General features: G+C 60.2%; 20 protein-coding genes and 2 riboswitches. Of the genes, 15 read left to right on the top strand and 5 right to left on the bottom strand.

Features of this window, described 5'->3' with window-relative positions; translation table 11 throughout:
• Positions 1-67: 67 nt before the first annotated feature.
• Together ICA15_RS07480 and nfuA are read left to right on the top strand one after the other, a co-directional pair.
• Complete coding sequence (locus tag ICA15_RS07480; protein ID WP_210552870.1) at positions 68-2,359, top strand: fatty acid cis/trans isomerase; 2,292 nt, start codon at positions 68-70, stop codon at positions 2,357-2,359.
• A 291-nt stretch (positions 2,360-2,650) separates the two neighbouring features.
• On the top strand, positions 2,651-3,235 hold the full coding sequence (nfuA, locus tag ICA15_RS07475; protein WP_042559410.1) for a Fe-S biogenesis protein NfuA: 585 nt from the start codon (positions 2,651-2,653) through the stop codon (positions 3,233-3,235).
• A 151-nt stretch (positions 3,236-3,386) separates the two neighbouring features.
• On the opposite strand, the gene cobM is transcribed toward nfuA, so the two are convergent.
• The 4 genes from cobM to ICA15_RS07455 form a co-directional block, all read right to left on the bottom strand.
• Positions 3,387-4,133, bottom strand: a complete 747-nt coding sequence (cobM, locus tag ICA15_RS07470) for a precorrin-4 C(11)-methyltransferase (protein ID WP_150615447.1) — start codon at positions 4,131-4,133, stop codon at positions 3,387-3,389.
• 79 nt (positions 4,134-4,212) lie between these two features.
• Positions 4,213-4,626 carry a cobalamin biosynthesis protein gene (locus ICA15_RS07465; protein WP_150602466.1) on the bottom strand — a complete coding sequence of 138 codons (414 nt, stop codon included), beginning with the start codon at positions 4,624-4,626 and terminating at the stop codon, positions 4,213-4,215.
• A complete protein-coding gene (locus tag ICA15_RS07460; RefSeq protein ID WP_210552869.1) occupies positions 4,623-5,324 on the bottom strand; it encodes a CbtA family protein in 702 nt (233 codons plus the stop codon). The genes ICA15_RS07465 and ICA15_RS07460 overlap by 4 nt, the downstream gene beginning before the upstream one ends.
• An 11-nt stretch (positions 5,325-5,335) precedes the next feature.
• Positions 5,336-5,533 carry a CbtB domain-containing protein gene (locus tag ICA15_RS07455; protein WP_150602464.1) on the bottom strand — a complete coding sequence of 66 codons (198 nt, stop codon included), beginning with the start codon at positions 5,531-5,533 and terminating at the stop codon, positions 5,336-5,338.
• 120 nt (positions 5,534-5,653) lie between these two features.
• A riboswitch (cobalamin riboswitch) is annotated at positions 5,654-5,876 on the bottom strand.
• 868 nt (positions 5,877-6,744) lie between these two features.
• A riboswitch (cobalamin riboswitch) is annotated at positions 6,745-6,956 on the top strand.
• Between the two features lie 100 nt (positions 6,957-7,056).
• Here ICA15_RS07455 and cobW point away from each other — a divergent pair.
• The 13 genes from cobW to ICA15_RS07390 all read left to right on the top strand — a co-directional run bounded on the left by cobW (position 7,057) and on the right by ICA15_RS07390 (position 23,138).
• Positions 7,057-8,127, top strand: coding sequence for a cobalamin biosynthesis protein CobW (gene cobW, locus ICA15_RS07450; RefSeq protein WP_210552868.1), 1,071 nt, complete (start codon positions 7,057-7,059; stop codon positions 8,125-8,127).
• Between the two features lie 3 nt (positions 8,128-8,130).
• Complete coding sequence (gene cobN, locus ICA15_RS07445) at positions 8,131-11,979, top strand: cobaltochelatase subunit CobN (protein WP_210552867.1); 3,849 nt, start codon at positions 8,131-8,133, stop codon at positions 11,977-11,979.
• A 163-nt stretch (positions 11,980-12,142) separates the two neighbouring features.
• Positions 12,143-13,144, top strand: coding sequence for an ATP-binding protein (locus ICA15_RS07440; RefSeq protein ID WP_210552866.1), 1,002 nt, complete (start codon positions 12,143-12,145; stop codon positions 13,142-13,144).
• Positions 13,069-13,809, top strand: coding sequence for a vWA domain-containing protein (locus ICA15_RS07435; RefSeq protein WP_210552865.1), 741 nt, complete (start codon positions 13,069-13,071; stop codon positions 13,807-13,809). The genes ICA15_RS07440 and ICA15_RS07435 overlap by 76 nt, the downstream gene beginning before the upstream one ends.
• 428 nt (positions 13,810-14,237) lie before the next feature.
• Positions 14,238-15,797, top strand: a complete 1,560-nt coding sequence (locus ICA15_RS07430; RefSeq protein WP_150615453.1) for a TerC family protein — start codon at positions 14,238-14,240, stop codon at positions 15,795-15,797.
• A 655-nt stretch (positions 15,798-16,452) separates the two neighbouring features.
• Positions 16,453-17,301 carry a transporter substrate-binding domain-containing protein gene (locus tag ICA15_RS07425; protein ID WP_150592056.1) on the top strand — a complete coding sequence of 283 codons (849 nt, stop codon included), beginning with the start codon at positions 16,453-16,455 and terminating at the stop codon, positions 17,299-17,301.
• 51 nt (positions 17,302-17,352) lie between these two features.
• Positions 17,353-18,015, top strand: coding sequence for an amino acid ABC transporter permease (locus ICA15_RS07420; protein WP_024012746.1), 663 nt, complete (start codon positions 17,353-17,355; stop codon positions 18,013-18,015).
• Positions 18,016-18,024: 9 nt separating this feature from the next.
• Positions 18,025-18,687, top strand: a complete 663-nt coding sequence (locus ICA15_RS07415; RefSeq protein WP_150615455.1) for an amino acid ABC transporter permease — start codon at positions 18,025-18,027, stop codon at positions 18,685-18,687.
• Complete coding sequence (locus ICA15_RS07410; RefSeq protein ID WP_210552864.1) at positions 18,684-19,481, top strand: amino acid ABC transporter ATP-binding protein; 798 nt, start codon at positions 18,684-18,686, stop codon at positions 19,479-19,481. Before ICA15_RS07415 ends, ICA15_RS07410 begins: the two co-directional genes overlap by 4 nt.
• A 21-nt stretch (positions 19,482-19,502) precedes the next feature.
• A complete protein-coding gene (locus ICA15_RS07405) occupies positions 19,503-19,892 on the top strand; it encodes a RidA family protein (RefSeq protein ID WP_007912330.1) in 390 nt (129 codons plus the stop codon).
• A gap of 130 nt (positions 19,893-20,022) precedes the next feature.
• Positions 20,023-20,787: an IclR family transcriptional regulator gene (locus tag ICA15_RS07400; protein ID WP_150602502.1), complete on the top strand. Its 765-nt coding sequence runs from the start codon at positions 20,023-20,025 to the stop codon at positions 20,785-20,787.
• Positions 20,788-20,830: 43 nt separating this feature from the next.
• The gene (locus ICA15_RS07395) at positions 20,831-22,045 is read left to right on the top strand and encodes an amino acid deaminase (RefSeq protein WP_210552863.1); all 1,215 of its coding nucleotides are present in this window, start codon (positions 20,831-20,833) and stop codon (positions 22,043-22,045) included.
• A gap of 157 nt (positions 22,046-22,202) precedes the next feature.
• Positions 22,203-23,138 carry a sugar kinase gene (locus ICA15_RS07390; protein WP_210552862.1) on the top strand — a complete coding sequence of 312 codons (936 nt, stop codon included), beginning with the start codon at positions 22,203-22,205 and terminating at the stop codon, positions 23,136-23,138.
• Between the two features lie 130 nt (positions 23,139-23,268).
• Here ICA15_RS07390 and ICA15_RS07385 read toward each other — a convergent pair whose 3' ends face one another.
• Positions 23,269-23,544, bottom strand: coding sequence for a peptidylprolyl isomerase (locus ICA15_RS07385; protein WP_007912322.1), 276 nt, complete (start codon positions 23,542-23,544; stop codon positions 23,269-23,271).
• Positions 23,545-23,565 lie beyond the last annotated feature (21 nt).

Raw genomic sequence — 23,565 nt, 5'->3', positions numbered from 1 at the left:
CGTTCATGTTGGTACGGGCGTCATACTGTAGTATCGCGACGTTTTTTTCAGGATCGGGATCAAGGGCATGTCGTACCGCGTCATCAGCATCTTTTTGATGTTATTCAGCTGGGGCGCCAATGCGCAGGATCCCGCTTCGTCTTCCATCTCATATAGTCGCGACATCCAGCCGATTTTCACCGAGAAGTGCGTGGCCTGCCATGCGTGCTACGACTCTGCCTGCCAGCTCAATCTGGGCAGTGGCGAAGGCGCGGGGCGTGGCGCGAGCAAGATGCCGGTCTACGACGGCGAGCGCAGTCAGGCAGCGCCGACCACACGATTGTTCTACGACGCTTTCGGCCAACGCGCCTGGCAGCAGAAAGGCTTTTATTCGGTGCTCGACGCCCAGGGCAGTCAGGCTGCGCTGATGGCGCGCATGCTGGAGCTGGGGCACAAGACACCGTTAACGCCTAACGCCAGACTGCCGGAAAACATAGTCCTCGGTCTCAACCGCCAGAACATGTGCGCGATGCCTGCCGAATTTGACGGCTACGCAGGGGCTCACCCGAAAGAAGGCATGCCGCTGGCGGTCACTGGCTTGACCGATCAGCAATACCAGACCTTGCAGCGCTGGCTGGCCTCCGGTGCGCCAATCGACGAACAAGGCCTGGCGCCGAGTGCCCAGGAAGCGATGCAGATTGTGCAATGGGAAAATCTGCTCAACCTGCCCGGTGCACGGGAAAGTCTGGTCGGCCGCTGGTTGTTCGAGCACTTGTATCTGGCCCACATCTACTTCAAGGGCGGCGAGCCCGGACACTTTTTTCAGTGGGTGCGTTCGCGCACGCCGCCCGGTCAGCCGATCGACCTGATCGCCACTCGCCGTCCCAACGACGATCCCGGCACGCGGGTGTATTACCGCTTGTGGCCGGTGCAGGGCGTGATCGTACACAAGACCCACATTACGTATCCGCTGAGCGCGGCGAAGATGGCGCGGGTTAAAAGCCTGTTCTATAGCGGCAACTGGCAGGTCAACGCACTGCCGGGTTACGGTCCGCAGAGCCGGGCCAATCCGTTCGTCACGTTCGAGGCGATTCCGGCGCAGGCGCGCTATCAGTTCATGCTCGATAACGCTGAATATTTCGTCCGCACGTTTATTCGCGGCCCGGTGTGTCGGGGGCAGATCGCTACCGACGTGATTCGTGACAACTTCTGGGCACTGTTCCAGGCACCGGAACATGACCTGTACATCACCGACCCCAACTATCGCGGCCAGGCCACGCCGTTGCTGGCCATGCCCGGGCAGAACGACGATGTCGGCAGCGTGCTGAGCCTGTGGCGCAACTACCGTGACAAACGTAATGAATACGAAGCCCTGCGTCGCGACAGTTACGCCGACTTGCCGGCGCCGAGCTGGTCGACCCTGTGGGCGGGCAACGACAACGCATTGCTGAGCATCTTCCGCCACTTCGACAGTGCCTCGGTGACCAAAGGCCTGATTGGTGAAGTGCCGCAAACGATGTGGCTGTTCGACTACCCGCTGCTGGAACGCACCTATTACCAGTTGGCGGTCAACTTCGATGTGTTCGGCAATGTCTCGCATCAGGCGCAAACCCGCCTGTACTTCGACCTGATCCGCAACGGTGCCGAGCAGAACTTCCTGCGCCTGATGCCGGCCGACTCCCGTGAGGACTACCTCAACGACTGGTACCAGGACGGTGGCCAATTCAAGATGTGGCTCGATTACGAAGCCATCGACGACGACAAGCCGACCGCGCTGAAACTCGATGAGAAGGACCCGAAACACGACTTCGCCATGCAGCTGCTCGCGCGCTACGGCGACCTCAATGCGCGGCCAGACCCGATCAACCGTTGCGACGGCGCTTATTGCTCGCGGCCGAATATCGATCCGGCGTTGCAAAATGCCGAGCAGGCGCTGAGCCATCTGACATCACGCCCGGCGGCCGGTTTGAAGGTCATTGATAACTTGCCGGAAGCGACCCTGCTGCGTATCGAAACGGCCAGCGGTAAACGCGAGGTCTACAGCCTGATGCGCAACCGCGCGCACAGCAACGTGGCGTTTCTGCTGGGTGAGTCTCTGCGCTATCAGCCGGGGCTGGATACGCTGACCATTTATCCGGGTGTGCTCAGCAGTTATCCGAATTTCATCTTCAACATTCCCGCTGATCAGGTGCCAGCGTTTGTCGATGCGATGGAAAATGCCAAGGATGCCAACCGTTTCGAAAAAATCGTCGAACGCTGGGGCATACGTCGCAGTCATCCGCAATTCTGGTTCTATTTCCACGATCTGAGTCAGTACATCCATGAAACCGAGCCGGTGGAAGAGGGCGTGCTGGACATGAACCGCTACGAGAATCTTTAATCGATGCCTGCGGTCACCCTTTCTGACTAGACCACAGATCCCTGTGGGAGCTGGCTTGCCAGCGATGAGGTCGGCACATTCAGCATTGATGTTGCCTGACACTCCGTCATCGCGGGCAAGCCCGCTCCCACAGGGTGAAGTGTTGTACTTACGATTTCAGTGCAGTCCCCATATGCGTCAAGACCCAAATAGACGATGAACCTGTCGAGAATCATTCCTGACAAAAATACTAGGACTTTGTCCGGCGCAACGATTGGCGTAAACTCCGCCACAAGCCTGCGAGGAGTTTCCATGACCGCTATTACCATTACTGACGCCGCCCACGATTACCTGGCCGATCTGCTCTCCAAGCAGAACACCCCGGGCATCGGCATCCGCGTCTTCATCACCCAGCCTGGCACCCAGTACGCCGAAACCTGCATTGCCTACTGCAAGCCGGGCGAAGAAAAACCTGAAGACACCGCGCTGGGGCTGAAAAGCTTCACCGCTTACATCGATTCGTTCAGCGAAGCGTTTCTCGATGACGCCGTTGTCGATTACGCCACCGACCGCATGGGCGGCCAACTGACCATCAAGGCACCAAACGCCAAAGTACCGATGGTCAACGCCGAAAGCCCGGTCAACGAGCGCATCAACTATTACCTGCAAACCGAAATCAACCCGGGGCTGGCCAGCCACGGCGGTCAGGTCAGCCTGATCGATGTGGTCGAAGACGGCATCGCTGTTTTGCAGTTCGGTGGTGGTTGCCAAGGCTGCGGCCAGGCAGACGTGACCCTGAAGGAAGGCATCGAGCGCACCTTGCTTGAACGTATTCCCGAGCTCAAAGGTGTTCGCGACGTGACCGACCATACGCAGAAAGAAAACGCCTACTACTGAGTACGGTGTTCACTGCGATTGCGACGACGCATTTTTCCCGTGATGAATGCGTTGTCTGGAGTACAAGATCAAAAGATCGCAGCCTTCGGCAGCTCCTACAGGGAAATGTATTCCAATGTAGGAGCTGCCGAAGGCTGCGATCTTTTGATTTTCAGGGTCTGTAAAGATGCGCATGCCCGGCGCGATACAGCGATGACTCGCTGAACACCTCACTCCCCAATACCCGCCCAACCAGAATCAACGCTGTGCGGCGAAAGCCTTTGGCGGCAACCTTCTCGGCGATATCCGCCAGCGTCCCCACCACCCAGTCCTGATCCGGCCAGGTCGCTCGGTGAATCACCGCGATCGGGCAATCCGCGCCGTAATGCGGCAGCAGTTCAGTCAGGATCTTTTCCAGATGATTGACCCCCAGATGAATCGCCATCGTCGCGCCATGCTGCGCCAGACTGCCCAGCTCTTCGCCGGCGGGCATTGCCGTCTTGTCGGCGTAACGGGTCAGGATCACGCTTTGCGATACGTCAGGCAGCGTGAGTTCTGCGCCCAACAACGCCGCACATGCCGCGGTCGCCGTCACTCCGGGGATGATTTCAAACGGGATATTCAGTTCACGCAGATAGCGGATCTGCTCGCCAATCGCGCCATAGAGACTCGGATCCCCCGAATGCACCCGCGCCACATCCTGGCCCTTGGCGTGCGCGGTTTTGATCAGCTCGATGATCTGTTCCAGATGCAATTCAGCGCTGTTGACCAGTGTTTCTGCCTGATGACCTTCGAGCACCGCCGCGGGTACCAGCGAACCTGCGTAGATGATCACCGGGCAACTGCGTATCAGTCGCTGGCCTTTGACGGTGATCAATTCCGGGTCGCCGGGGCCGGCGCCGATGAAGTAAACGGTCATCGTAGAATCCTTGGGAAATAGGCGCGGCAACGCTTCAGATGAAGATTGCTCATGATGAATGGCGGGGATTATCGGGAATTTACGCGGCGCCGGCCAATGCCAGCGTTGCCTGAGCGTATTTTTGTCGGGAAATCAGTAGCTTTGCCGGCGCCTGAATCAGCTGTTCGGCGAGTGCCAGTGCGGCGCTTTCCGCTACGCCATAACAACCGGTGCGCTCGAAGGCAATCTGCGAATGGTGGCTGAGTCGCTGTGCATAGCTGGCCAATTCCTCACTGCTGAAGTACAGCAGCGGCAGGGCCAGTTGATTCGCGAGTTCCTGCAAGCCGGGTTCATCGCGTTTCAAGTCGATACTGGCCAAAGCCTTCACTGCATGCAGTTCAATGCGATTGGCTTGCAAGGCTTGATCGAGTAACGCGCGCAGCGTGCTCGCAGGGCAGCCGCGCTGGCAGCCCAGACCGACCACGAAAGTCGGCGCTGCGCTGTCAGTCGTCATGCGTGGTATTGACCATCGATCTTGCGGCGGAACAACCAGGCGCTGATCAGGCCCAAGGCCAGCCAGAACGCTACGTTGGTCAATTGCGAAGCGATTTTGAACTGCGCTTCCAGTGCTTCTGGCGCGAGCATCGAATGCACTTCCGGTTGCGGTGCGCCGATCACGTGCGGTACGGCGAGGATGGCCACACCGAGGATTTTCACCAACCAATGACGGCTGAACGCAATCAACGCCAGACCGGCAGCGGTTGAAGCGGCAGTGCTGATCCACCACAACTGCCGCGAAGCCAGATCCGCCGCGGCAGTGCCCGGCAGTTCAGGCGGCAGGCCCAAGGTCGGTGCGAGGACGAACGTCGCGTAACCGGCTAGGCCCCACAGTAGACCTTGCGAGGTTTTGGTCGGCGCGCGCAGGGTGTAGAGACCGGCCAGCATCAAGGCAAAACCAACGGCCACCACCAGATTGCCACCCGTGGTCGAAAGCACGCGCTGCCAGCCGTCTTCCGGCTCCCAGGCTTCGGCATCATGGGTGTGCGCAGCGGTGCCGGCGGCGTGTTCGTGAACCGCGGCAACAGGCTCGGATTTTTCATAGGTTTCGGCTTGAAGAATCAGCGGCGACACCCAGAAACTTTGCAGCAGCGTGAGCAGCAGGGCGGCCAGCAGACCGGTGAAACCTGCGGTTTGCGCAATTCGCTTGATCATGTCGGCAGGTCTCAGTGGCACGGGAACGCGGCGCTGTGGCGGGTATCGTGAGCCGCGTTGTGCACGGCTTCGATGTGCGAGAAACCGGCGAAATAGACGAGGCTTGCACCCAGGATCGACGCGAAAACAGCGGCGGTCAGGCGTTGGCTCAGGGTGGTGGTGCTGGAGATTTTGTCCGTGTTGCTGCCGGTGCTGGTGATGATCGACATGGCGCGTCCCTCTGGAATGTCAGGGGTGGACAAGAGCGCATGAAAACCCCTGCGGCGCGGGCACGCAGAGGTTCAAACAGCGCCCGCCCACCGCGGGTTTGTTATGTTCAGCACGCCAATTGCGCGCTGTGTGTTGCGGGCCGGTCTCCGGGCTCACGAGGGGTTGGCGTCTGGCCGACCTGCAAGCGTCACCTTCCCATGCCGCAATGGCACAGTGGATCTGACGCTTCGCTCGCTTACCGTTGCGGGGGCAGCACCGGACTGACATGGCTCTGAGTAAAGCACATGATTCACCGGTTTCCCGTTTCACCCTGTGAAGGGCACCCGTAACAAGTGGTGTAGGAGAGCATGGTGTGGGGTTTTTAGTCAATTTGCTTTGGGGGCTTATCCGTTGCTGCGGGTGTGGCTTCTTATGGTTCCGCCCTTACGGCGGGTCACTTTTTCCAGACGCCGAAAAAGTAACCAAAAAGGCTTGCTCCTACGTCCGGCCCGCTCGCTAAAGCTCGGGGTTCCTTCGCTCCGGAATCCATCCGGGGCATCGATTCCGGTTTGCTTCGCTGCACCTCCTTTCGATGTCCTCCCCGGATGAATCCCTCCACTCAGCCTCCCGACGTCGCCCGCGGATCAAGATCAAAAGCTGCACTCGAGCTAACGCTCATTGTGTTGAGTGGGGGAGGAGCGTGCGGTTGGCTTTGGTTTTGTGTTGGGTTTGCCCTCGTCCCAGTCCACTACCGAGGGAGAGGGGGGCCGATTTTTGGGCTTTTCGGAATCGGTGTTCGACTCGGTGTTTCACGTCGGTGTACTTCTCCCAAACACCTCGATCAGTCCCCTCTCCCTCTGGAAGACGGGTAGGGTGAGGGGCTTTTGATCTGGCTTTTGATCTGGCTTTTGATGTTGCTCTTGCTCTTAGCCCCCTTCGGCAGGCCGAGCGAAGGTGTTCATCCGGGGGGTAGGCGCGTAGCGCCGTGCGGCGAAGCCGCATTCATCGAGAGGAGGTGCAGCGCAGCAAACCGTAGGCGATGCCCCCGGATGGACACCGTAGCTAGGGAACACTGAGCCTCAGCGAAGTGCCGTACGCCGGGGGCAAAGCCTTTTGGTTCCTTTTTGGCGTTTGAAAAAGGGACTCGCTGTAAGAGCGAAACCGCCAGCGGCAGCACCCGCAGCAACGGATATGCCCCGTATCCAAACATTGACCCACCACTGCACCATGCGTAGCCTTGCGCCTTCGAGGTTCTTCGGCATTGCCGAAGCTAAGAAGGGAACGCGGTCAATGCCGCGGCTGCCCCCGCAACTGTGAACGGTGATGTTCGCTGCCACGCCACTGCAAGCTCAATCCACAGAGCCCGCGGGAAGGCGCAGTGAATCCAGGCCCAGCGCCTGAACACCGTCAGCCAGGAGACCTGCCTCGTCACAGATTCTCAATTTCAACCGGGCGGGGTGATCCGGTGGCGAACTCTCCAGGCACGCACGCGCGGTGCCGGTTCTCGTCCCGTATGCCCGCCACTTTGCCAAAGGGCATACCGATGAAAACACTGGCCAAACTCCCTGTCACCATCGTCACCGGCTTCCTCGGCTCGGGCAAAACCACATTGCTGCGGCACATGCTCGACAACGCTCAGGGCCGCCGTATTGCGGTGATCGTCAACGAGTTTGGCGAGTTGGGCATCGACGGTGAAATCCTCAAGCAATGCACCATCGGCTGCTCCGAAGAAGAAGCCGTGGGCCGCGTTTATGAGCTGGCCAACGGCTGCCTGTGCTGCACGGTGCAGGAAGAGTTTTTCCCGGTAATGCGCGAACTGGTTGCCCGTCGCGGTGACCTCGACCACATTCTCATTGAAACCTCTGGCCTGGCCTTGCCAAAACCGCTGGTACAAGCCTTCCAGTGGCCGGAAATCCGCAGCGCTTGCACGGTTGACGCGGTGATCACCGTGGTCGACAGCCCGGCCGTGGCCGCTGGCACCTTCGCCGCGTTCCCGGATCAGGTCGATGCCCAGCGCAAACTCGACCCGAACCTGGATCACGAATCGCCGCTGCACGAGCTCTTCGCCGACCAACTGGCCAGCGCCGACCTCGTCATCCTTAATAAATCTGACCTGATCAGCCCTGAAGACCTGGCGCGCGTACGCCTGGAAGTCGCCGAAGAACTGCCGCCAGCGGTGAAGATCATCGAAGCCAGCAGTGGTCGTGTGCCGCTGGACGTGCTGATCGGCCTTGGCGCCGGTTCCGAAGAACACATCGACAGCCGTCACAGCCATCACGACCATCACCACGACGGTGATGACGATCACGATGACCACGATCACGACGCCTTCGATTCGATCTCCATCGAACTGCCGCAAGCCGACGAAAGCCTGCTGCTCGACGGGCTGACGCAACTGGTGGTCAAGCACGGCATCCTGCGTGTGAAGGGCTTTGCGGCGATCCCGAACAAGCCGATGCGTTTGCTGATTCAAGGCGTGGGCACGCGTTTCGACAAGCATTTCGACCGTCAGTGGGGCGCCGATGAAGCGCGCGTCACGCGTCTGGTGTTGATCGGTCAGGAGCTCGACGCCGCGCAACTCGAAGCGCAACTGCGCGCTGCGCTCAGCGTTTAACCCATGCACCTGCTCAGGACCCAGCCCGGCGGTTTCGTCTCGGATGACAACATCGCGGACCTGGGGCAAACCCCGGCCGAACTGGTAATCCTGTGCAGCGGCGATTCCAGCCTGGCGCTGCTCGCCGAAGCTGCGCAGCAACTGCCCGAGGATTATCCGAGCCTGCGCCTGGCCAATCCCATGCAAGTGCAGAATCACGCTTCGGTCGATCTCTACGTCGATGAAGTGCTGCGCCACGCCAAAGTCATTCTGATCTCGCTGCACGGCGGCATCGCTTATTGGCGCTACGGCATCGAGCGTTTGATTGAGTTGTCCGAGCGTGGCGTGCAGGTGATTCTGGTGCCGGGTGATGATCGCCCCGATCCGGAACTCAGTGACCTGAGCACCGTCAACGCCGAAGATCGTGACCGGCTCTGGCAGTTCCTGCGTCAGGGCGGCATGGGCAACGCCGTGGATTTCTTTCATTGCCTGGCCAGCCGTTGGCTCGCCCGCGATTACCCGTGGGGCGAACCGCAAACCCTGCCGCGCACGGCGATTTACCATCCGCACAAAACCAGCGCCGCACTGAGTGACTGGCAGGCCGATTGGCAGCCCGATCAACCGGTCGCGGCGGTGCTGTTTTACCGCTCGCATTTGCAAGCGGCGAACACCGCGTTCATCGATGTTTTCTGCCAGCGCTTGCAAGCGGCGGGGCTGAACCCTTTGCCGATAGCGGTGGCGAGTCTGAAAGAACCCGGCTGCCTGTCGGTGGTCGAGGATTGGCTGGATGAAGTCGAGGCGGGGGTGATTCTCAACACCACCGGTTTTGCCCAGTCGAGTCCCGAAGCGCCGCACTTGCGGCCGTTTCGCCGCAACATTCCGGTGATTCAGGCGATCTGCGCTCAGGACAACGAGCCCGGTTGGCGCGACAGCGAGCAGGGCCTCGGCCCGCGCGATCTGGCAATGCACATCGCCTTGCCGGAACTCGACGGACGCATCATCAGCCGCCCGATCAGCTTCAAGGATCTGGCCTGGCGCAGCGAGCGCAGTCAGTCAGATGTGGTCTGCTATCGAGCGCAACCCGAACGCATGGATTTCGTCGCCGAGCTGGCGCGACGCTGGATCGATCTGGCGCGAGTGCCGAATGCCGAAAAACGCATTGCGCTGATTCTCGCCAATTACCCGACTCGCGACGGGCGCATCGGCAACGGTGTCGGCCTCGACACGCCGGCGGCAGCGCTGAACATCTTGCGGGCGTTACAGGCCGAGGGTTATCCGGTAACGGCCGAGTTGCCGGACAGCGGTACCTCGCTGATCCAGCAATTGCTCGGTGGCGTCAGCAATGATCTCGACACCCTTGATTTGCGCCCGTGCAAGCAAAGTCTGGCGATGGACGATTACCTGATGATGTTCAACGCACTGCCCGAGGCCAATCGCGCGGCAGTGATCGAACGCTGGGGCCCGCCACAATACGATCCGATGTGCCGCGACGGGCGCATGATGATCGCCGGGTTGCGCTTTGGCCTGACCTTTGTCGGCATCCAACCGGCGCGCGGTTATCAGGTCGATCCGAGCGCGGTCTACCACGACCCGGATCTGGTACCGCCGCACGGTTATCTGGCGTTCTATTTCTGGCTGCGCAACACCTACGGCGCCCACGGCGTGATCCACGTCGGCAAACACGGCAACCTTGAATGGCTGCCGGGCAAAGGTGTCGGGCTCTCGGAGAACTGCTGGCCCGACGCGTTGCTTGGGCCGTTGCCGAATATCTATCCGTTTATCGTCAACGATCCGGGCGAGGGCGCCCAGGCCAAACGGCGCACGCAAGCGGTGATCATCGATCACCTGATGCCGCCGCTGACCCGCGCCGAAACCTATGGACCGCTGCGTAATCTGGAGCTGTTGGCTGACGAATATTACGAAGCGCAGCTGCTCGATCCGCGCCGTGCTCGCGAGTTGCAGCGCGATATTTTGCAACTGGTACGCGATACGCAGATCGACCGCGAACTGCAACTGGATGCCGCGCTGGACAGCGATGCCGATGCAGCGATCTGGCTGCCGCGTCTGGACACGTATTTATGTGATCTGAAGGAATCGCAGATCCGCGATGGCTTGCACATTTTTGGCGAATCACCCTCCGGGCGTTTGCGTATCGATACCTTGTTGGCGTTGCTGCGCATTCCGCGCGGCGATGGCAAAGGTGCGCAGTCGAGTCTGTTGCGGGCGCTGGCCAAGGCGTTTGAACTGGGTTTTGATCCGCTGGATTGTGCGCTGGCTGAGCCGTGGGTCGGCCCGCGTCCCGTCGAACTGCAAACCGTGGCCGATGAAGTCTGGCGCACCGCTGGCGACACCCGTGAACGCCTCGAATTGTTCGCCGCCGAACTGATCTCTCAAACCTTGCACAACCCCTGTAGGAGTGAGCCTGCTCGCGATGGCGATGTGTCAGCCGACGACTTTTTCACAGACACACCGCCATCGCGAGCAGGCTCACTCCTACAGGAAGCGGGTTGGGCCGAAGTCCGCGTCATCATCGACAACCTGCGCGAAGTCGTCGCCCCGCGTCTGGACGCCTGTGGCCCGGCAGAAATGCGCGGCCTGCTCGATGCCCTCGGCGGCCGTTTCGTCCCGGCCGGCCCGAGTGGTGCGCCCAGCCGTGGACGTCTCGACGTACTGCCCACCGGGCGCAACTTCTACTCGGTGGACGTGCGCAACCTGCCGACCACTACCGCGTGGCGCATCGGGTTCCAGTCGGCCACGCTGATTCTTGAACGACACCTGCAAGACCACGGCGATCATCTGCGCCAACTCGGCCTGTCGGTATGGGGCACGGCGACGATGCGCACTGGCGGTGATGACATCGCCCAGGCGATGGCGCTGATGGGCGTGCGCCCGGTATGGGCCACCGGCAGCCAGCGAGTCGACGATTTCGAGATCCTGCCGCTGAGCCTTCTGGACCGACCGCGGGTCGATGTGACGCTGCGGGTCTCCGGATTCTTCCGCGATGCGTTTGCCAATCTGATCCGTTTGTTCGACGCCGCCGTGCAAGCGGTGGCGGCGCTGGACGAGCCCGACGATCTGAACCCACTGGCCGCCAAAGTGCGCGCCGAACGCGAGGCCTTGCTGCAATCGGGCCTGGATGAAGAGGCCGCGCGGCGCCAGGCCGGTTGGCGAATCTTTGGTGCCAAACCCGGTGCTTATGGCGCCGGTGTGCAAGGCGCCATCGACGGTCGTCTGTGGCAGAGTCGTGAGGATCTGGCCGAGGTTTACCTGAACTGGGGCGCTTACGCGTATGGCGGTGCGGACGAGGGCACCGCCGCCCGCGAACAGTTCGTCCAGCGCCTGAGTCAGGTGCAAGCGGTGCTGCAGAATCAGGACAACCGCGAGCACGACTTGCTTGATTCCAACGACTATTACCAGTTCCAGGGCGGCATGCTCGCGGCCGTGGAAACCCTGCGCGGTGAAGCGGCGGCCAGTTATCACGGCGATCACAGCCAGCCGGATTTGCCGAAGATCCGCACTTTGAAAGAAGAGCTGAATCGGGTAATCCGCTCACGCGCGGCCAATCCGAAATGGATCGACGGGGTCAAGCGTCACGGCTACAAAGGTGCGTTTGAACTGGCGGCAACGGTCGACAACCTGTTCGCATTCGATGCCACCACACAGTTGATCGACGATCATCAGTACGCGTTGCTGGCTGACGCTTATCTGCTTGATCCGGTAACGCGCGATTTTGTTCGTGAGCATAATCCTCATGCACTGCGTGACATGACTGAACGCATGCTGGAGGCGCAACAGCGCGGGATGTGGCAGGAACCGGGGGCGTATAAAGAAGCGCTCGAAAATCTGCTGCTGGATATAGAAGAAGACACTTGATGCACGCAATTCCCTGTGGGAGCGAGCTTGCTCGCGAATGCTGAGTGTCATCCGCAGAAATACTGCCTGACGGGACGCCTTCGCGAGCAAGCTCGCTCCCACATTGGATCAGGGTAGCCCCAAAGAACCTCGCCAGATCACCGACCATGACCGAGTACTGAAGATGACCGACACCCCCCATTTCCCGCTGTCCGCCGTGGTCGGCGCCGATGATCTCAAGCTCGCCCTGTGCCTCACCGCCATCGACCCGAAAATCGGTGGCGTGCTGATCGAAGGCCCGCGCGGCATGGCCAAGTCGACCCTGGCCCGGGGTTTGGCGGACCTGCTCGCCAGCGGTCAGTTCGTTACGTTGCCGCTGGGTGCCACCGAAGAACGACTGGTCGGCACCCTCGATCTTGACGCCGCCCTCAGCGAGGGTCGCGCGCAGTTTTCCCCCGGCGTGCTGGCCAAGGCTGACGGCGGCGTGCTCTACGTCGATGAAGTCAATCTGCTGCCCGATCACCTGGTGGATCTGCTGCTCGACGTCGCGGCCAGCGGCACCAACCTGATCGAACGCGATGGTATTTCCCATCGGCATTCGGCGAAGTTCGTCCTGATCGGCACGATGAACCCGGAGGAGGGCGAGCTGCGCCCACAGTTGCTTGATCGCTTTGGTCTGAACGTCGCGCTCAGCGGCCACACCGTGCCGGCCGAGCGCGGGCAGATCATTCGTCGACGTCTCGACTTCGACAGCGACCCGCAAGCGTTCTGCATGCAGTGGGAAGCCGCGCAACAAGCCTTGCGCGAGCGCTGTGAAAACGCCCGCAGCGCCTTGCCCGGCATTCCTCTGGACGATGCTGCACTGGCGCAAATCACCGAGCGCTGTTTTGCCGCTGGCGTCGATGGGCTGCGCGCCGATCTGGTGTGGCTGCGTGCGGCGCGTGCGCACGCGGCATGGCGCGCAGCTGAGGCGATTGGCGAAGAGGACATCGATGCCGTGGCCGAATTTGCCTTGCGTCATCGTCGTCGTGAACAGCCATCTTCAAGCCCTCAACAACCTGCGCAATCCCCGGAAAACGCTGCAGCCAACCCGAGCGAAGGGCAGGGCCAGTGGGGCGACATGCCGGCCCCGACGCTCGCCACTGGCAGCCGTCGCGAAATCCCGAGCTGGCCAAAAAAGCCCTAGGCATTCGCCCCCGATCCGACGCGGGGGCGAATGCCAGACCCCGTGCCGGTCGGCTCGACAACGGACGCCAGGGCAAACGTCACGCGGCCATCAGCGGTTCAGTGAACTGGCCGGGAACGTTGCTCAAGGGGCGTCCGCAACGTCGTGAAGACCTGCTGTTGCAACTGCGCACGCGCACGCCCCATGAGTTGTGGCTGGTGATCGTCGATGCCTCGGCGTCGACGCGCCGTCATCAGGCATTGAGCGATGCCAAAGGCCTGCTCGCGCAGCTGTTCGATGACGCCTATCGAAAGCGTGCGAGGTTGGCATTGCTGACCGCCAGTGGTGCAACACCGAAGTGGCAGGTGCAGGGTTTGAAAGCATCCCGCGATTTGCGCACCTGGCTCGATGGCTTGGGTGCGGGCGGCGGCACGCCGTTAGTCGCGGCATTGTCGCAGGCGCAGCAATGGCTGACAGTGCGGCGCAAGCGCTTTCCCGCCGAGCAACAGCGCTTGCTGCTGGTCACGGATGGACGTTTGAAAGCGTGGACAGGTTTGCCGGTTCTGGAATGCCCGGGGCTGTTGATCGACATCGAGCGAGGGCCGATTCGGTTGGGGCGCGCTAAGGATCTGGCCGGGGCGCTGCATGCGGATTACCGGCATATTGATGACCTTGTCCCGGCCTGAAGTCCTCTGTGCGTCAGCAGGTCACCCCGAATTAACGGATTCAAACCTGTAGGAGCTGCCGAAGGCTGCGATCTTTTGACTTTGATTTTAAAAACAAGATCAAAAGATCGCAGCCTGCGGCAGCTCCTACAGGGGGATTTTGGAGCTGTTACAGATTTTGAAATGATTTCGGGCTGTAGGAAAAGTCACTTCAGGCTGTACGCTGCAAGGCCTTTTTTCATTCAGGATCTACATGAACACCCTCTCGGAGCCTCCCAGTCTTCAGATACGAAGCACGTTCCCCTCGCGCCATGGCGCGGTCTTGACGCACTCGCAGCATCCGGTTTTCCGACACACGACTATCGTTGATAACGCGGCCCCAAAGCCTTCGCGTTGCGCTTTGCCGTGTCCGGCAGTCTGAATTAACTGAATAGAGATCGAGACGTTTTATGGAATGGTTAGCGGATCCCACGGCCTGGTTAGGCTTGTTGACTTTGATCGTGCTGGAACTGGTGCTGGGTATCGACAACCTGGTGTTCATTGCAATTCTTGCGGACAAACTGCCGCCGCATCAGCGTGACCGTGCGCGGATCATCGGTCTGTCGCTGGCACTGATCATGCGCCTGGGCCTGTTGGCGAGTATTTCCTGGCTGGTCACCCTCACGCAGCCGTTGTTCGAGGTGTTCGACAAGAGCTTCTCCGGCCGTGACCTGATCATGCTGTTTGGCGGTGTGTTCCTGTTGTTCAAGGCCACCATGGAGCTGCACGAACGGCTCGAAGGCCATGTCGGCGAACGGACCAGCAATACCGCGTATGCGCTGTTCTGGCCGATCGTTGCGCAGATCGTTGTGCTGGATGCCGTGTTCTCCCTCGACGCGGTGATTACCGCTGTGGGCATGGTCGATGAGCTGGCGGTGATGATGATCGCAGTGATCATCTCCATTGGCCTGATGATCGTTGCGAGCAAGCCGCTGACGCGCTTCGTCAACGCGCACCCGACGGTAATCATGCTGTGTCTGGGTTTCTTGATGATGATCGGTTTCGCCCTGACCGCTGAAGGTCTGGGCTTCCACATCCCGAAAGGCTACCTGTACGCGGCCATCGGTTTCTCGATCCTGATCGAGGTGTTCAACCAGATTGCTCGCGCTCGACGCAAGCGCTCGATGCAGGGCCTGCGCCCGATTCGTGAGCGCACCGCTCACGCGGTCATGCGTCTGCTGGGAGGTCGCACACTGGCGGCGGAGGAAGTCGGCGAGGAGATTTCCGATTTGCTGGATAACGGTGATGCGCCGAGCGCCGAGCTGTTCGACCGTCGTGAGCGAGTGATGATCAGCGGTGTGCTGCAACTGGCCGAGCGGCCGATCCGCCAACTGATGACCGTGCGGGCCGACGTCGATAGTATTGACCTGGCTGACGATGCCGAGGCGATTCGTACCAAGTTGATGCACTCGTCCTACTCGCGCCTGCCGCTTATCCGTGATGGCGCAGTGGATGAACCGCTGGGCTTCGTGCACAAGAAGGAATTGCTCAAGGAATACCTGGCGGGTACCGAGCCGAACCTGGAGCACCTGGCGCGCAAGACGATCAATCTGCTCGACAGCTATTCGATCCTCAACGCGCTGGAACAGATGCGAGCGGCGTCGACCCACATTGCATTTGTGGTCAATGAGTTCGGTGACTTTGTCGGCGTGCTGACCATGACTGACATCCTCGAATCGATTGCCGGTGAGCTGCCCGATGCCAGCGAAATCGAAGGCCCGGACGTGGTCGAGGAGCAGGGCGGATTCATCGTCAGCGGTGCATTGAACCTGACGCGTGTGCGCCAGCGCACCGGTTTCGGCGCCGAGCCCACCGAGGATTATCAGACCATGGCCGGGCTGGTGATGAGCTTGCTGGACCGGTTGCCGATGAAGGGCGATCGAATGGAATATGCCGGCTGGCAGATGACAGTCAAAGCGGTCGAGGAGAGGCGGGTGACGCGGGTGTTGTTGGTGCGTGAAACTGCGTAAATCTGACTGTCTGCGCTGACCCTATCGCCAGCAGGCTGGCTCCCACAGGTCCCCTGAACGACGCAAAACCCTGTAGGAGCTGCGGCACGCTGCGATCTTTTGACGTTGGTTTAAAAAAACAGATCAAAAGATCGCAGCGTGCCGCAGCTCCTACATGGGTACCGCGCAGCTTCGAAGTGACCGCCCACGGGGAATGGTGCAAAGCTGTCGCAAGGACTGACGCAACCACGCAACGTCATGTCGCCAAAAAAAGCTGAAGGATCGACTGATTAATCCGCATGTTCCCGCAGATCGCCTCAGAGGATCGGGGGCGGCCTACAAAATGGCAAAAGAGAGCGGGGTGATGTTTACGAAAACGCGGCCCAACGCTGACCTCCCTTTCAAACGACTCCATACCCTTCAGCAATGCACGTTATTGGACCACCGAGCACCAAATGGGAAGCCGCTACCCGCACCTTGTAGCCAATGGTAGCGCCCCGGCACCAAATCCTGCGTAACTCTCTTTTCTGCAATTTGTGCATGTCCCTGATTCCAAAAACATTTAAATCCATTGCGGATTCCTTGCGAGTCCTGTGGCACACTTTCTGCTGTCTATTCCGTAGTAACAAACCGTCTTCCGGTATAGCGGAATAAACATCATCCTGGAGTGCTTGCCATGCATCGCCGACCTTCCTTGTTCAAAGCGTGTGTTTTTGTTCTCGCGGCTTCGTCCGCTGCCATGGGTATGGCCCAGGCAGCCGATGGCAAGCTCGACAGTGTTCTGGCCCGTGGGAAATTGATTGTCGGCACCGGCAGCACCAATGCGCCGTGGCACTTCCAGGGGGCGGACGGAAAGTTGCAGGGCTTCGATATCGACATCGCCCGGATTGTGGCCAAGGGTTTGTTCAACGATCCGAGCAAGGTCGAGTTTGTGGTGCAGTCGTCCGATGCGCGGATTCCCAACTTGCTGACCGACAAGGTCGACATGAGCTGTCAGTTCATCACTGTCACCGCCAGCCGTGCTCAGCAAGTGGCGTTCACCCTGCCGTATTACCGCGAAGGCGTCGGCCTGCTGCTGCCGAACAACAGCAAGTACAAGGAAATCGAAGACCTGCAAGCCGGCGGGGATGGCGTCACCGTTGCCGTCCTGCAAAACGTCTACGCCGAAGAGTTGGTGCATCAGGCGCTGCCCAAAGCCAAGGTCGATCAGTACGACAGCGTCGATCTGATGTATCAGGCAGTCAACTCCGGTCGCGCCGATGCCGCCGCCACCGACCAGTCTTCGGTCAAATACCTGATGGTGCAGAACCCTGGCCGTTATCGCAGCCCGACCTATGCGTGGAGCCCACAGACCTACGCGTGCGCGGTCAAGCGTGGCGATCAGGACTGGCTGAACTTCGTCAACACCGCGTTGCATGAGGCCATGACCGGCGTTGAGTTCCCGACTTACGCCGCTTCATTCAAGCAATGGTTCGGCGTTGACCTGCCATCGCCAGCGATCGGTTTCCCAGTCGAATTCAAATGATCCCGTGAGAGCGGGGCGATTCAAATCGCCCCGTTCAAGGTACTGCTGACCATGAACTATCAGTTGAACTTTGCCGCCGTGTGGCGCGATTTCGACACCTTGCTGGCGGGGCTCGGTCTGGGCTTGCAGCTGGCACTGGTGTCGATCGCCATCGGCTGCGTGATCGGCCTGCTGATGGCGTTTGCCTTGCTGTCGAAGCATCGCGCCTTGCGGGTGTTGGCATCGGTGTACGTCACGGTGGTCCGTAACACGCCGATTCTGGTGTTGATTCTGTTGATCTACTTTGCGTTACCAAGTCTCGGGATTCGGCTCGACAAGATCCCCTCGTTCATCATCACGTTGTCGTTGTATGCCGGCGCCTATCTGACCGAAGTGTTCCGCGGCGGTTTGCTGAGCATCCCCAAAGGGCAGCGAGAAGCCGGGCTGGCGATCGGCCTCGGCGAATGGCAGGTCAAGGCCTACGTCACCGTACCGGTGATGCTGCGCAACGTGTTGCCGGCGCTGTCGAACAACTTCATTTCGCTGTTCAAGGACACCTCGCTGGCCGCCGCGATTGCGGTGCCGGAGCTGACCTATTACGCGCGCAAGATCAACGTCGAAAGCTACCGGGTGATCGAAACCTGGCTGGTGACTACGGCGTTGTATGTCGCGGCCTGTTACCTCATCGCCATGCTGCTGCGTTACCTCGAGCAGCGTCTGGCGATCCGCCGATAGGAGGCTGTGATGTACGAATCCCCCAGTTGGTTGAATGAATTGTGGATTGCCCGCGAAACCTTGTGGCAGGGCTTTCTGACCAGCGTGCAGGTGTCGGCGCTGGCAATATTGTTCGGCACGTTGCTCGGTGTTGTCGCCGGCCTGGTACTGACTTACGGCAGATTCTGGATGCGTGCGCCGTTTCGGTTTTATGTCGACATCATTCGCGGTACGCCGGTGTTTGTGCTGGTGCTGGCCTGCTTCTATATGGCACCAGCGGCCGGCTGGCAGATCAGCGCGTTTCAGGCCGGTGCGTTAGGGCTGACGCTGTTCTGCGGCTCACACGTTGCGGAAATCGTGCGCGGTGCATTGCAAGCGTTGCCGCGCGGGCAGATGGAAGCGGGCAAGGCGATTGGCCTGACGTTTTACCAGTCGCTCGGTTACGTGCTGCTGCCCCAAGCGCTGCGGCAGATCCTGCCGACGTGGGTCAACTCGTCCACCGAAATCGTCAAGGCCTCGACCTTGCTCTCGGTGATCGGCGTGGCCGAATTGCTCCTCAGCACCCAACAGATCATCGCCCGGACCTTCATGACACTGGAGTTCTATCTGTTCGCCGGTTTTCTGTTCTTCGTCATCAACTACGGCATCGAATTACTCGGCCGGCACATTGAAAAGCGGGTGGCCTTGCCATGACTGAAGCTCAACTTTCCAACGCTGCAAACGGCCAGCCGCTGCTGGATATTCGCGGTCTGCACAAACAATACGGCGCGGTCGAAGTGCTCAAGGGTGTCGACCTGAGCATGCAACGCGGCAACGTCGTGACGCTGATCGGTTCCAGCGGCTCAGGTAAAACCACGTTGCTGCGCTGCGTGAACATGCTCGAAGAGTTTCAGGGCGGGCAGATCCTGCTCGACGGCGAGTCCATCGGTTACGACGAGATCAATGGCAAGCGCGTGCGGCATGGCGAAAAAGTCATCGCTCGTCATCGCGCGATGACCGGCATGGCGTTTCAACAATTCAACCTGTTCCCGCATTTGACCGCGTTGCAGAACGTCACCCTGGGCCTGCTCAAGGTGAAGAAAATGCACAAGGACGAAGCCGTGGTGCTGGCCGAGAAATGGCTGGAGCGGGTCGGCCTTCTGGAGCGGCGCAATCACTTTCCCGGCCAGTTGTCTGGCGGTCAGCAACAGCGCGTGGCGATTGCCCGGGCGATTGCGATGAACCCGAGCCTGATGCTGTTCGACGAAGTCACTTCAGCCCTCGACCCGGAACTGGTTGGCGAAGTGCTTAACGTGATCAAGGGCCTGGCCGAAGACGGCATGACCATGCTGCTGGTGACCCACGAGATGCGCTTCGCTTTCGAGGTCTCGGACAAAATCGTATTCATGAATCAGGGGCGGATCGAAGAGCAGGGGCCTCCCAAGGAACTGTTCGAACGCCCGCAATCGCCGCGTCTGGCTGAGTTCCTCAAAAACACGCGGTTTTAATTTTTATCAGGAGAAACACCCATGAGCATTACTCGTTACGGCACCGGCAGCACCGCCGCAGGCGGCCAGCCTCGTCCATTCGCGCGCGCGGTTGAAGCTGATGGCTGGCTGCACGTTTCCGGCCAGGTGCCGGCGGTGGATGGCGAGATCATTGTTGGCGGCATCGTCGAGCAGACCCACCAGACCATGAAGAACCTGATCGCGATTCTCGAAGAGGCCGGTTATGGCCTGGAAGACGTGGTGCGCGCCGGGGTGTGGCTGGATGATCCACGGGATTTCAGCAGTTTCAACAAGGTCTTTGGCGAGTACTTCAAACCGGAGCACGCGCCAGCGCGGGCCTGTGTACAGGCGAGCATGATGGTTGATTGCAAGGTTGAGATCGACTGCATTGCATACAAGAAAAAGGCCTGATCGACGGTGGCTCTTGTAGGAGCTGCCGAAGGCTGCGATCTTTTGGCATTTTTGGATATGTCACAAGGCAAGATCAAAAGATCGCAGCCTGCGGCAGCTCCTACATGGAGATTTTTGAGTGAGTGCTGACATGACCGAAGACACCATCAAGCGCCGGGCACGAGGTCTGGATCGAGCGTTCGATATTCTCGATTTCCTCAAGGAGATCGGCCAGCCGCTGCGTCCGAACGACATCGCCAACGGCATTGGCAGCCCGAAATCCACGGTCTACGAACTCGTCGCGTCCCTGCTGGAACGACGGATTCTGGAGCCGGTGGGCAAGGACGGTCATGTCTATCTGGGCCGGCAGTTGTACTTTCTCGGGCAGGCGCATTTGCGCCATTTTGACCTCAGTCGCGAGGCCGATCATGCCTTGCAGGAGATCGTTAGCCAGACCCGCGAAACCGCGCAAATGTGCCTGCTCAACGGGCGCAAATACACGGTGGCGTTGATGAAGGAGGGCGAGCGGCATTTCCGTATCTCTTCCGATATCGGCGAAAACGCGCCGATCCCGTGGACGGCTTCCGGACGACTGTTGCTTGCGCATCTGAGCGATCAACAGATCATCGACCTGATCGACGAAGACGACTACATCCTGCCCGACGGCGAGCGCTTGCCGCTGGAGCGATTTCTGGCGGAAATCCGTCAGGCCGGCATCGATGGATTCTTCTCCTTCGACAGCGTCGCCGACACCTTCACCCACTGCTTCGCCGCACCGGTCAAAGACCCTTCCGGCGTAGCCATTTGCACATTGTGCATCGTCGCCCCACGGGCCGATGCCAGGAACAATTACGACGACTATCGCCGGGTATTGATCGAGAGCGCCAACAGCCTCGCCCGGCGCATCAACGAATAACCGCGGCTGCCTGCGGCCGCGAATGAATGCGAGGAGTTTGACCATGACGACTGCCATCAATACTGCTGTGGAAAAGGGCGACGCCGCCATCGGCGCGCACCTGGCGCGAGACGTCAGCCTGCCGGCGCTGGTGCTGCACCGCGAAGCGCTGGAGCACAACATTCGCTGGATGCAGACATTCGTCAGCGACAGCGGCGCCGAACTCGCGCCCCACGGAAAGACCAGCATGACCCCGGCGCTGTTCAAGCGTCAGCTCGAAGCCGGTGCGTGGGGCATCACCCTGGCCAGTGCAACTCAAACCCGCGCGGCTTACGCCCAAGGTGTGCGTCGCGTGTTGATGGCCAACCAATTGGTCGGCACGCCGAACATGGAGCTGATCGCCGATCTGCTGGCGGATCCGTCGTTCGACTTCTATTGCATGGTTGATCACCCGGACAACGTCGCCGACCTCGGCGCCTACTTCGCTTCGCGCGGTGTGAAGCTCAACGTGATGATCGAGTACGGCGTGGTCGGTGGTCGTTGCGGTTGCCGCAGCGAACAGGAAGTCATCGAGTTGGCCAAGGCAATCAGCGCGCAACCGGCGCTGGCACTGACCGGTATCGAAGGATATGAGGGCGTGATCCACGGCGATCATGCGGTCAGCGGTATCCGCGAATTCGCCGCGTCGTTGGTACGTCTGGCCGTGCAGTTGCAGAACAGCGGCGCGTTTGCCATCGCCAAACCGATCATTACGGCCTCGGGCTCGGCGTGGTACGACCTGATTGCCGAATCGTTCGAAGCACAGAACGCTGCTGGTCGATTCCTCAGCGTGTTGCGTCCAGGCAGTTACGTGGCGCACGACCATGGCATCTACAAAGAGGCGCAATGTTGCGTGCTCGATCGTCGCAGTGATCTGCACGAAGGCCTGCGTCCGGCGCTGGAAGTGTGGGCGCACGTGCAATCGCTGCCGGAGCCGGGTTTTGCGGTGATTGCACTGGGCAAGCGTGACGTGGCGTACGACGCCGGGCTGCCGGTGCCGCTGCTGCGTTATCGGGCCGGCGTGGTGCCGGCGGTGGGCGAGGACGTTGGCGCGTGCAAGGTCACGGCAGTGATGGATCAGCATGCGTTCATGACGGTGGCACCGGGCGTTGAGCTGCGCGTTGGTGACATCATTTCCTTTGGTACATCGCACCCATGCCTGACGTTCGATAAGTGGCGCGTGGGTTTGCTGGTGGATGAGCAGTTGGCGGTGATTGAAACCATGGAGACGTGTTTCTAGGGCTTTAGACCGAGGCGCCGCCATCGCTGGCAAGCCAGCTCCCACAGGGTGAAGTGTGGATGCACATTTTGTGTACGACCCAAAAACTGTGGGAGCTGGCTTGCCAGCGATGGGGCCAGATCAGACACCATCGATCAACCAGAGACACCATAAAAAAATGACCACCCTCAGCCCCCTGGGCCCCAACACCCCACGCATCGCCCTGATCGGCGAATGCATGATCGAACTGCAGCAGCGCGCCGGCGGCAGCCTGCAGCAAAGCTTCGGCGGCGATACCCTCAACACCGCCGTCTACCTGTCGCGCGCCTTGGGCGACAAAGCGCAAGTCGACTACGTCACTGCGCTTGGCGATGACAGCTTCAGCGACGCCATGTGCCAGAGTTGGTCGAGCGAAGGCATCGGCCTCGATCTCGTGCAGCGTCTGCCCGGACGCTTGCCGGGTCTGTATTGCATCCAGACCGACGCCAACGGCGAGCGACGCTTTCTCTACTGGCGCAACGAAGCGGCCGTCCGCGATTGCTTCACCACCCCGGCAGCCGAGCCGATTTTGGCAGCGCTGCCGGATTACGACGTGCTGTATTTCAGCGGCATCACCCTGGCCGTGCTCGGCGCGCAGGGCAGGGAAAGACTGATCCAGACCCTGATCGACGCTCGTCAGCGTGATGCGCGGATCGTCTTCGACAACAACTACCGGCCACGTCTGTGGGCTTCAGTGGCGGAGGCAAGAGCCGCTTATCGCAGCGTGTTGCCGCACATCGATCTGGCGTTGCTGACCGTGGATGACGAGCAGGCGCTGTTTGGCTTCAGTGACTGCGACGCGGTGTTCGAGGCTTACGCGCAGATTGGCACACCAGAAGTGGTGCTCAAGCGCGGCGCCGAGGCGTGTTTGATTCGTTGTGATGGTGAGGCGTTTGCAGTGCCGGCACAGAAAGTCGAGAAGGTGGTGGACACCACGGCGGCGGGGGATTCGTTCAGTGCGGCTTATCTGGCGAGTCGGTTGATGGGGGCAAGTCCTGTCGATGCGGCCGAGGCCGGGCATCGATTGGCCAGCCAGGTGATTCAGATCCCCGGAGCACTCATCCCCAGAACCTGAACCACAACCCCTGTAGGAGCTGCCGAAGGCTGCGATCTTTTGATGTTGATCCTGAAAAAAACAAAATCAAAAGATCGCAGCCTTCGGCAGCTCCTACAGGGAGGGTGTTCAAGCAGGGAACGTGTGAAGCTCAATCGCGGTAAAACACCTGCACCAGGTGATACCCGAACTTGCTCTTGATCGGCCCATGCACCGTGCGCAGTGGCTTCTTGAAGATCACCGCATCAATCGCACCGACCATCTGCCCCGGCCGGACTTCACCCAGATCGCCGCCGCGTTTGCCGGACGGGCATGTCGAGAATTTTTTCGCCAATACATCAAACGCTTCACCCTTGGCGATGCGTTGTTTGAGCTGTTCGGCCTCTTCGGCGGTTTTCACCAGAATGTGGCGGGCTTGGGCTTTCATCGTGCGGTACCTGATAACGGG

The sequence above is a fragment of the Pseudomonas sp. P116 genome (assembly GCF_020149425.1).
GTDB lineage: Bacteria > Pseudomonadota > Gammaproteobacteria > Pseudomonadales > Pseudomonadaceae > Aquipseudomonas > Aquipseudomonas anatoliensis.
Note: the sequence above shows the minus strand (reverse complement) of the source record. Positions and strands in the feature narration are given on the sequence as shown.

Coding starts and splice junctions, on each gene's coding strand:
- ICA15_RS07480 (WP_210552870.1), top strand. CDS start 68: ATGTCGTACCGCGTCATCAGCATCTTTTTGATGTTATTCAGCTGGGGC.
- nfuA (WP_042559410.1), top strand. CDS start 2,651: ATGACCGCTATTACCATTACTGACGCCGCCCACGATTACCTGGCCGAT.
- cobM (WP_150615447.1), bottom strand. CDS start 4,133: ATGACCGTTTACTTCATCGGCGCCGGCCCCGGCGACCCGGAATTGATC.
- ICA15_RS07465 (WP_150602466.1), bottom strand. CDS start 4,626: ATGACGACTGACAGCGCAGCGCCGACTTTCGTGGTCGGTCTGGGCTGC.
- ICA15_RS07460 (WP_210552869.1), bottom strand. CDS start 5,324: ATGATCAAGCGAATTGCGCAAACCGCAGGTTTCACCGGTCTGCTGGCC.
- ICA15_RS07455 (WP_150602464.1), bottom strand. CDS start 5,533: ATGTCGATCATCACCAGCACCGGCAGCAACACGGACAAAATCTCCAGC.
- cobW (WP_210552868.1), top strand. CDS start 7,057: ATGAAAACACTGGCCAAACTCCCTGTCACCATCGTCACCGGCTTCCTC.
- cobN (WP_210552867.1), top strand. CDS start 8,131: ATGCACCTGCTCAGGACCCAGCCCGGCGGTTTCGTCTCGGATGACAAC.
- ICA15_RS07440 (WP_210552866.1), top strand. CDS start 12,143: ATGACCGACACCCCCCATTTCCCGCTGTCCGCCGTGGTCGGCGCCGAT.
- ICA15_RS07430 (WP_150615453.1), top strand. CDS start 14,238: ATGGAATGGTTAGCGGATCCCACGGCCTGGTTAGGCTTGTTGACTTTG.
- ICA15_RS07425 (WP_150592056.1), top strand. CDS start 16,453: ATGCATCGCCGACCTTCCTTGTTCAAAGCGTGTGTTTTTGTTCTCGCG.
- ICA15_RS07420 (WP_024012746.1), top strand. CDS start 17,353: ATGAACTATCAGTTGAACTTTGCCGCCGTGTGGCGCGATTTCGACACC.
- ICA15_RS07415 (WP_150615455.1), top strand. CDS start 18,025: ATGTACGAATCCCCCAGTTGGTTGAATGAATTGTGGATTGCCCGCGAA.
- ICA15_RS07410 (WP_210552864.1), top strand. CDS start 18,684: ATGACTGAAGCTCAACTTTCCAACGCTGCAAACGGCCAGCCGCTGCTG.
- ICA15_RS07405 (WP_007912330.1), top strand. CDS start 19,503: ATGAGCATTACTCGTTACGGCACCGGCAGCACCGCCGCAGGCGGCCAG.
- ICA15_RS07400 (WP_150602502.1), top strand. CDS start 20,023: ATGACCGAAGACACCATCAAGCGCCGGGCACGAGGTCTGGATCGAGCG.
- ICA15_RS07395 (WP_210552863.1), top strand. CDS start 20,831: ATGACGACTGCCATCAATACTGCTGTGGAAAAGGGCGACGCCGCCATC.
- ICA15_RS07390 (WP_210552862.1), top strand. CDS start 22,203: ATGACCACCCTCAGCCCCCTGGGCCCCAACACCCCACGCATCGCCCTG.
- ICA15_RS07385 (WP_007912322.1), bottom strand. CDS start 23,544: ATGAAAGCCCAAGCCCGCCACATTCTGGTGAAAACCGCCGAAGAGGCC.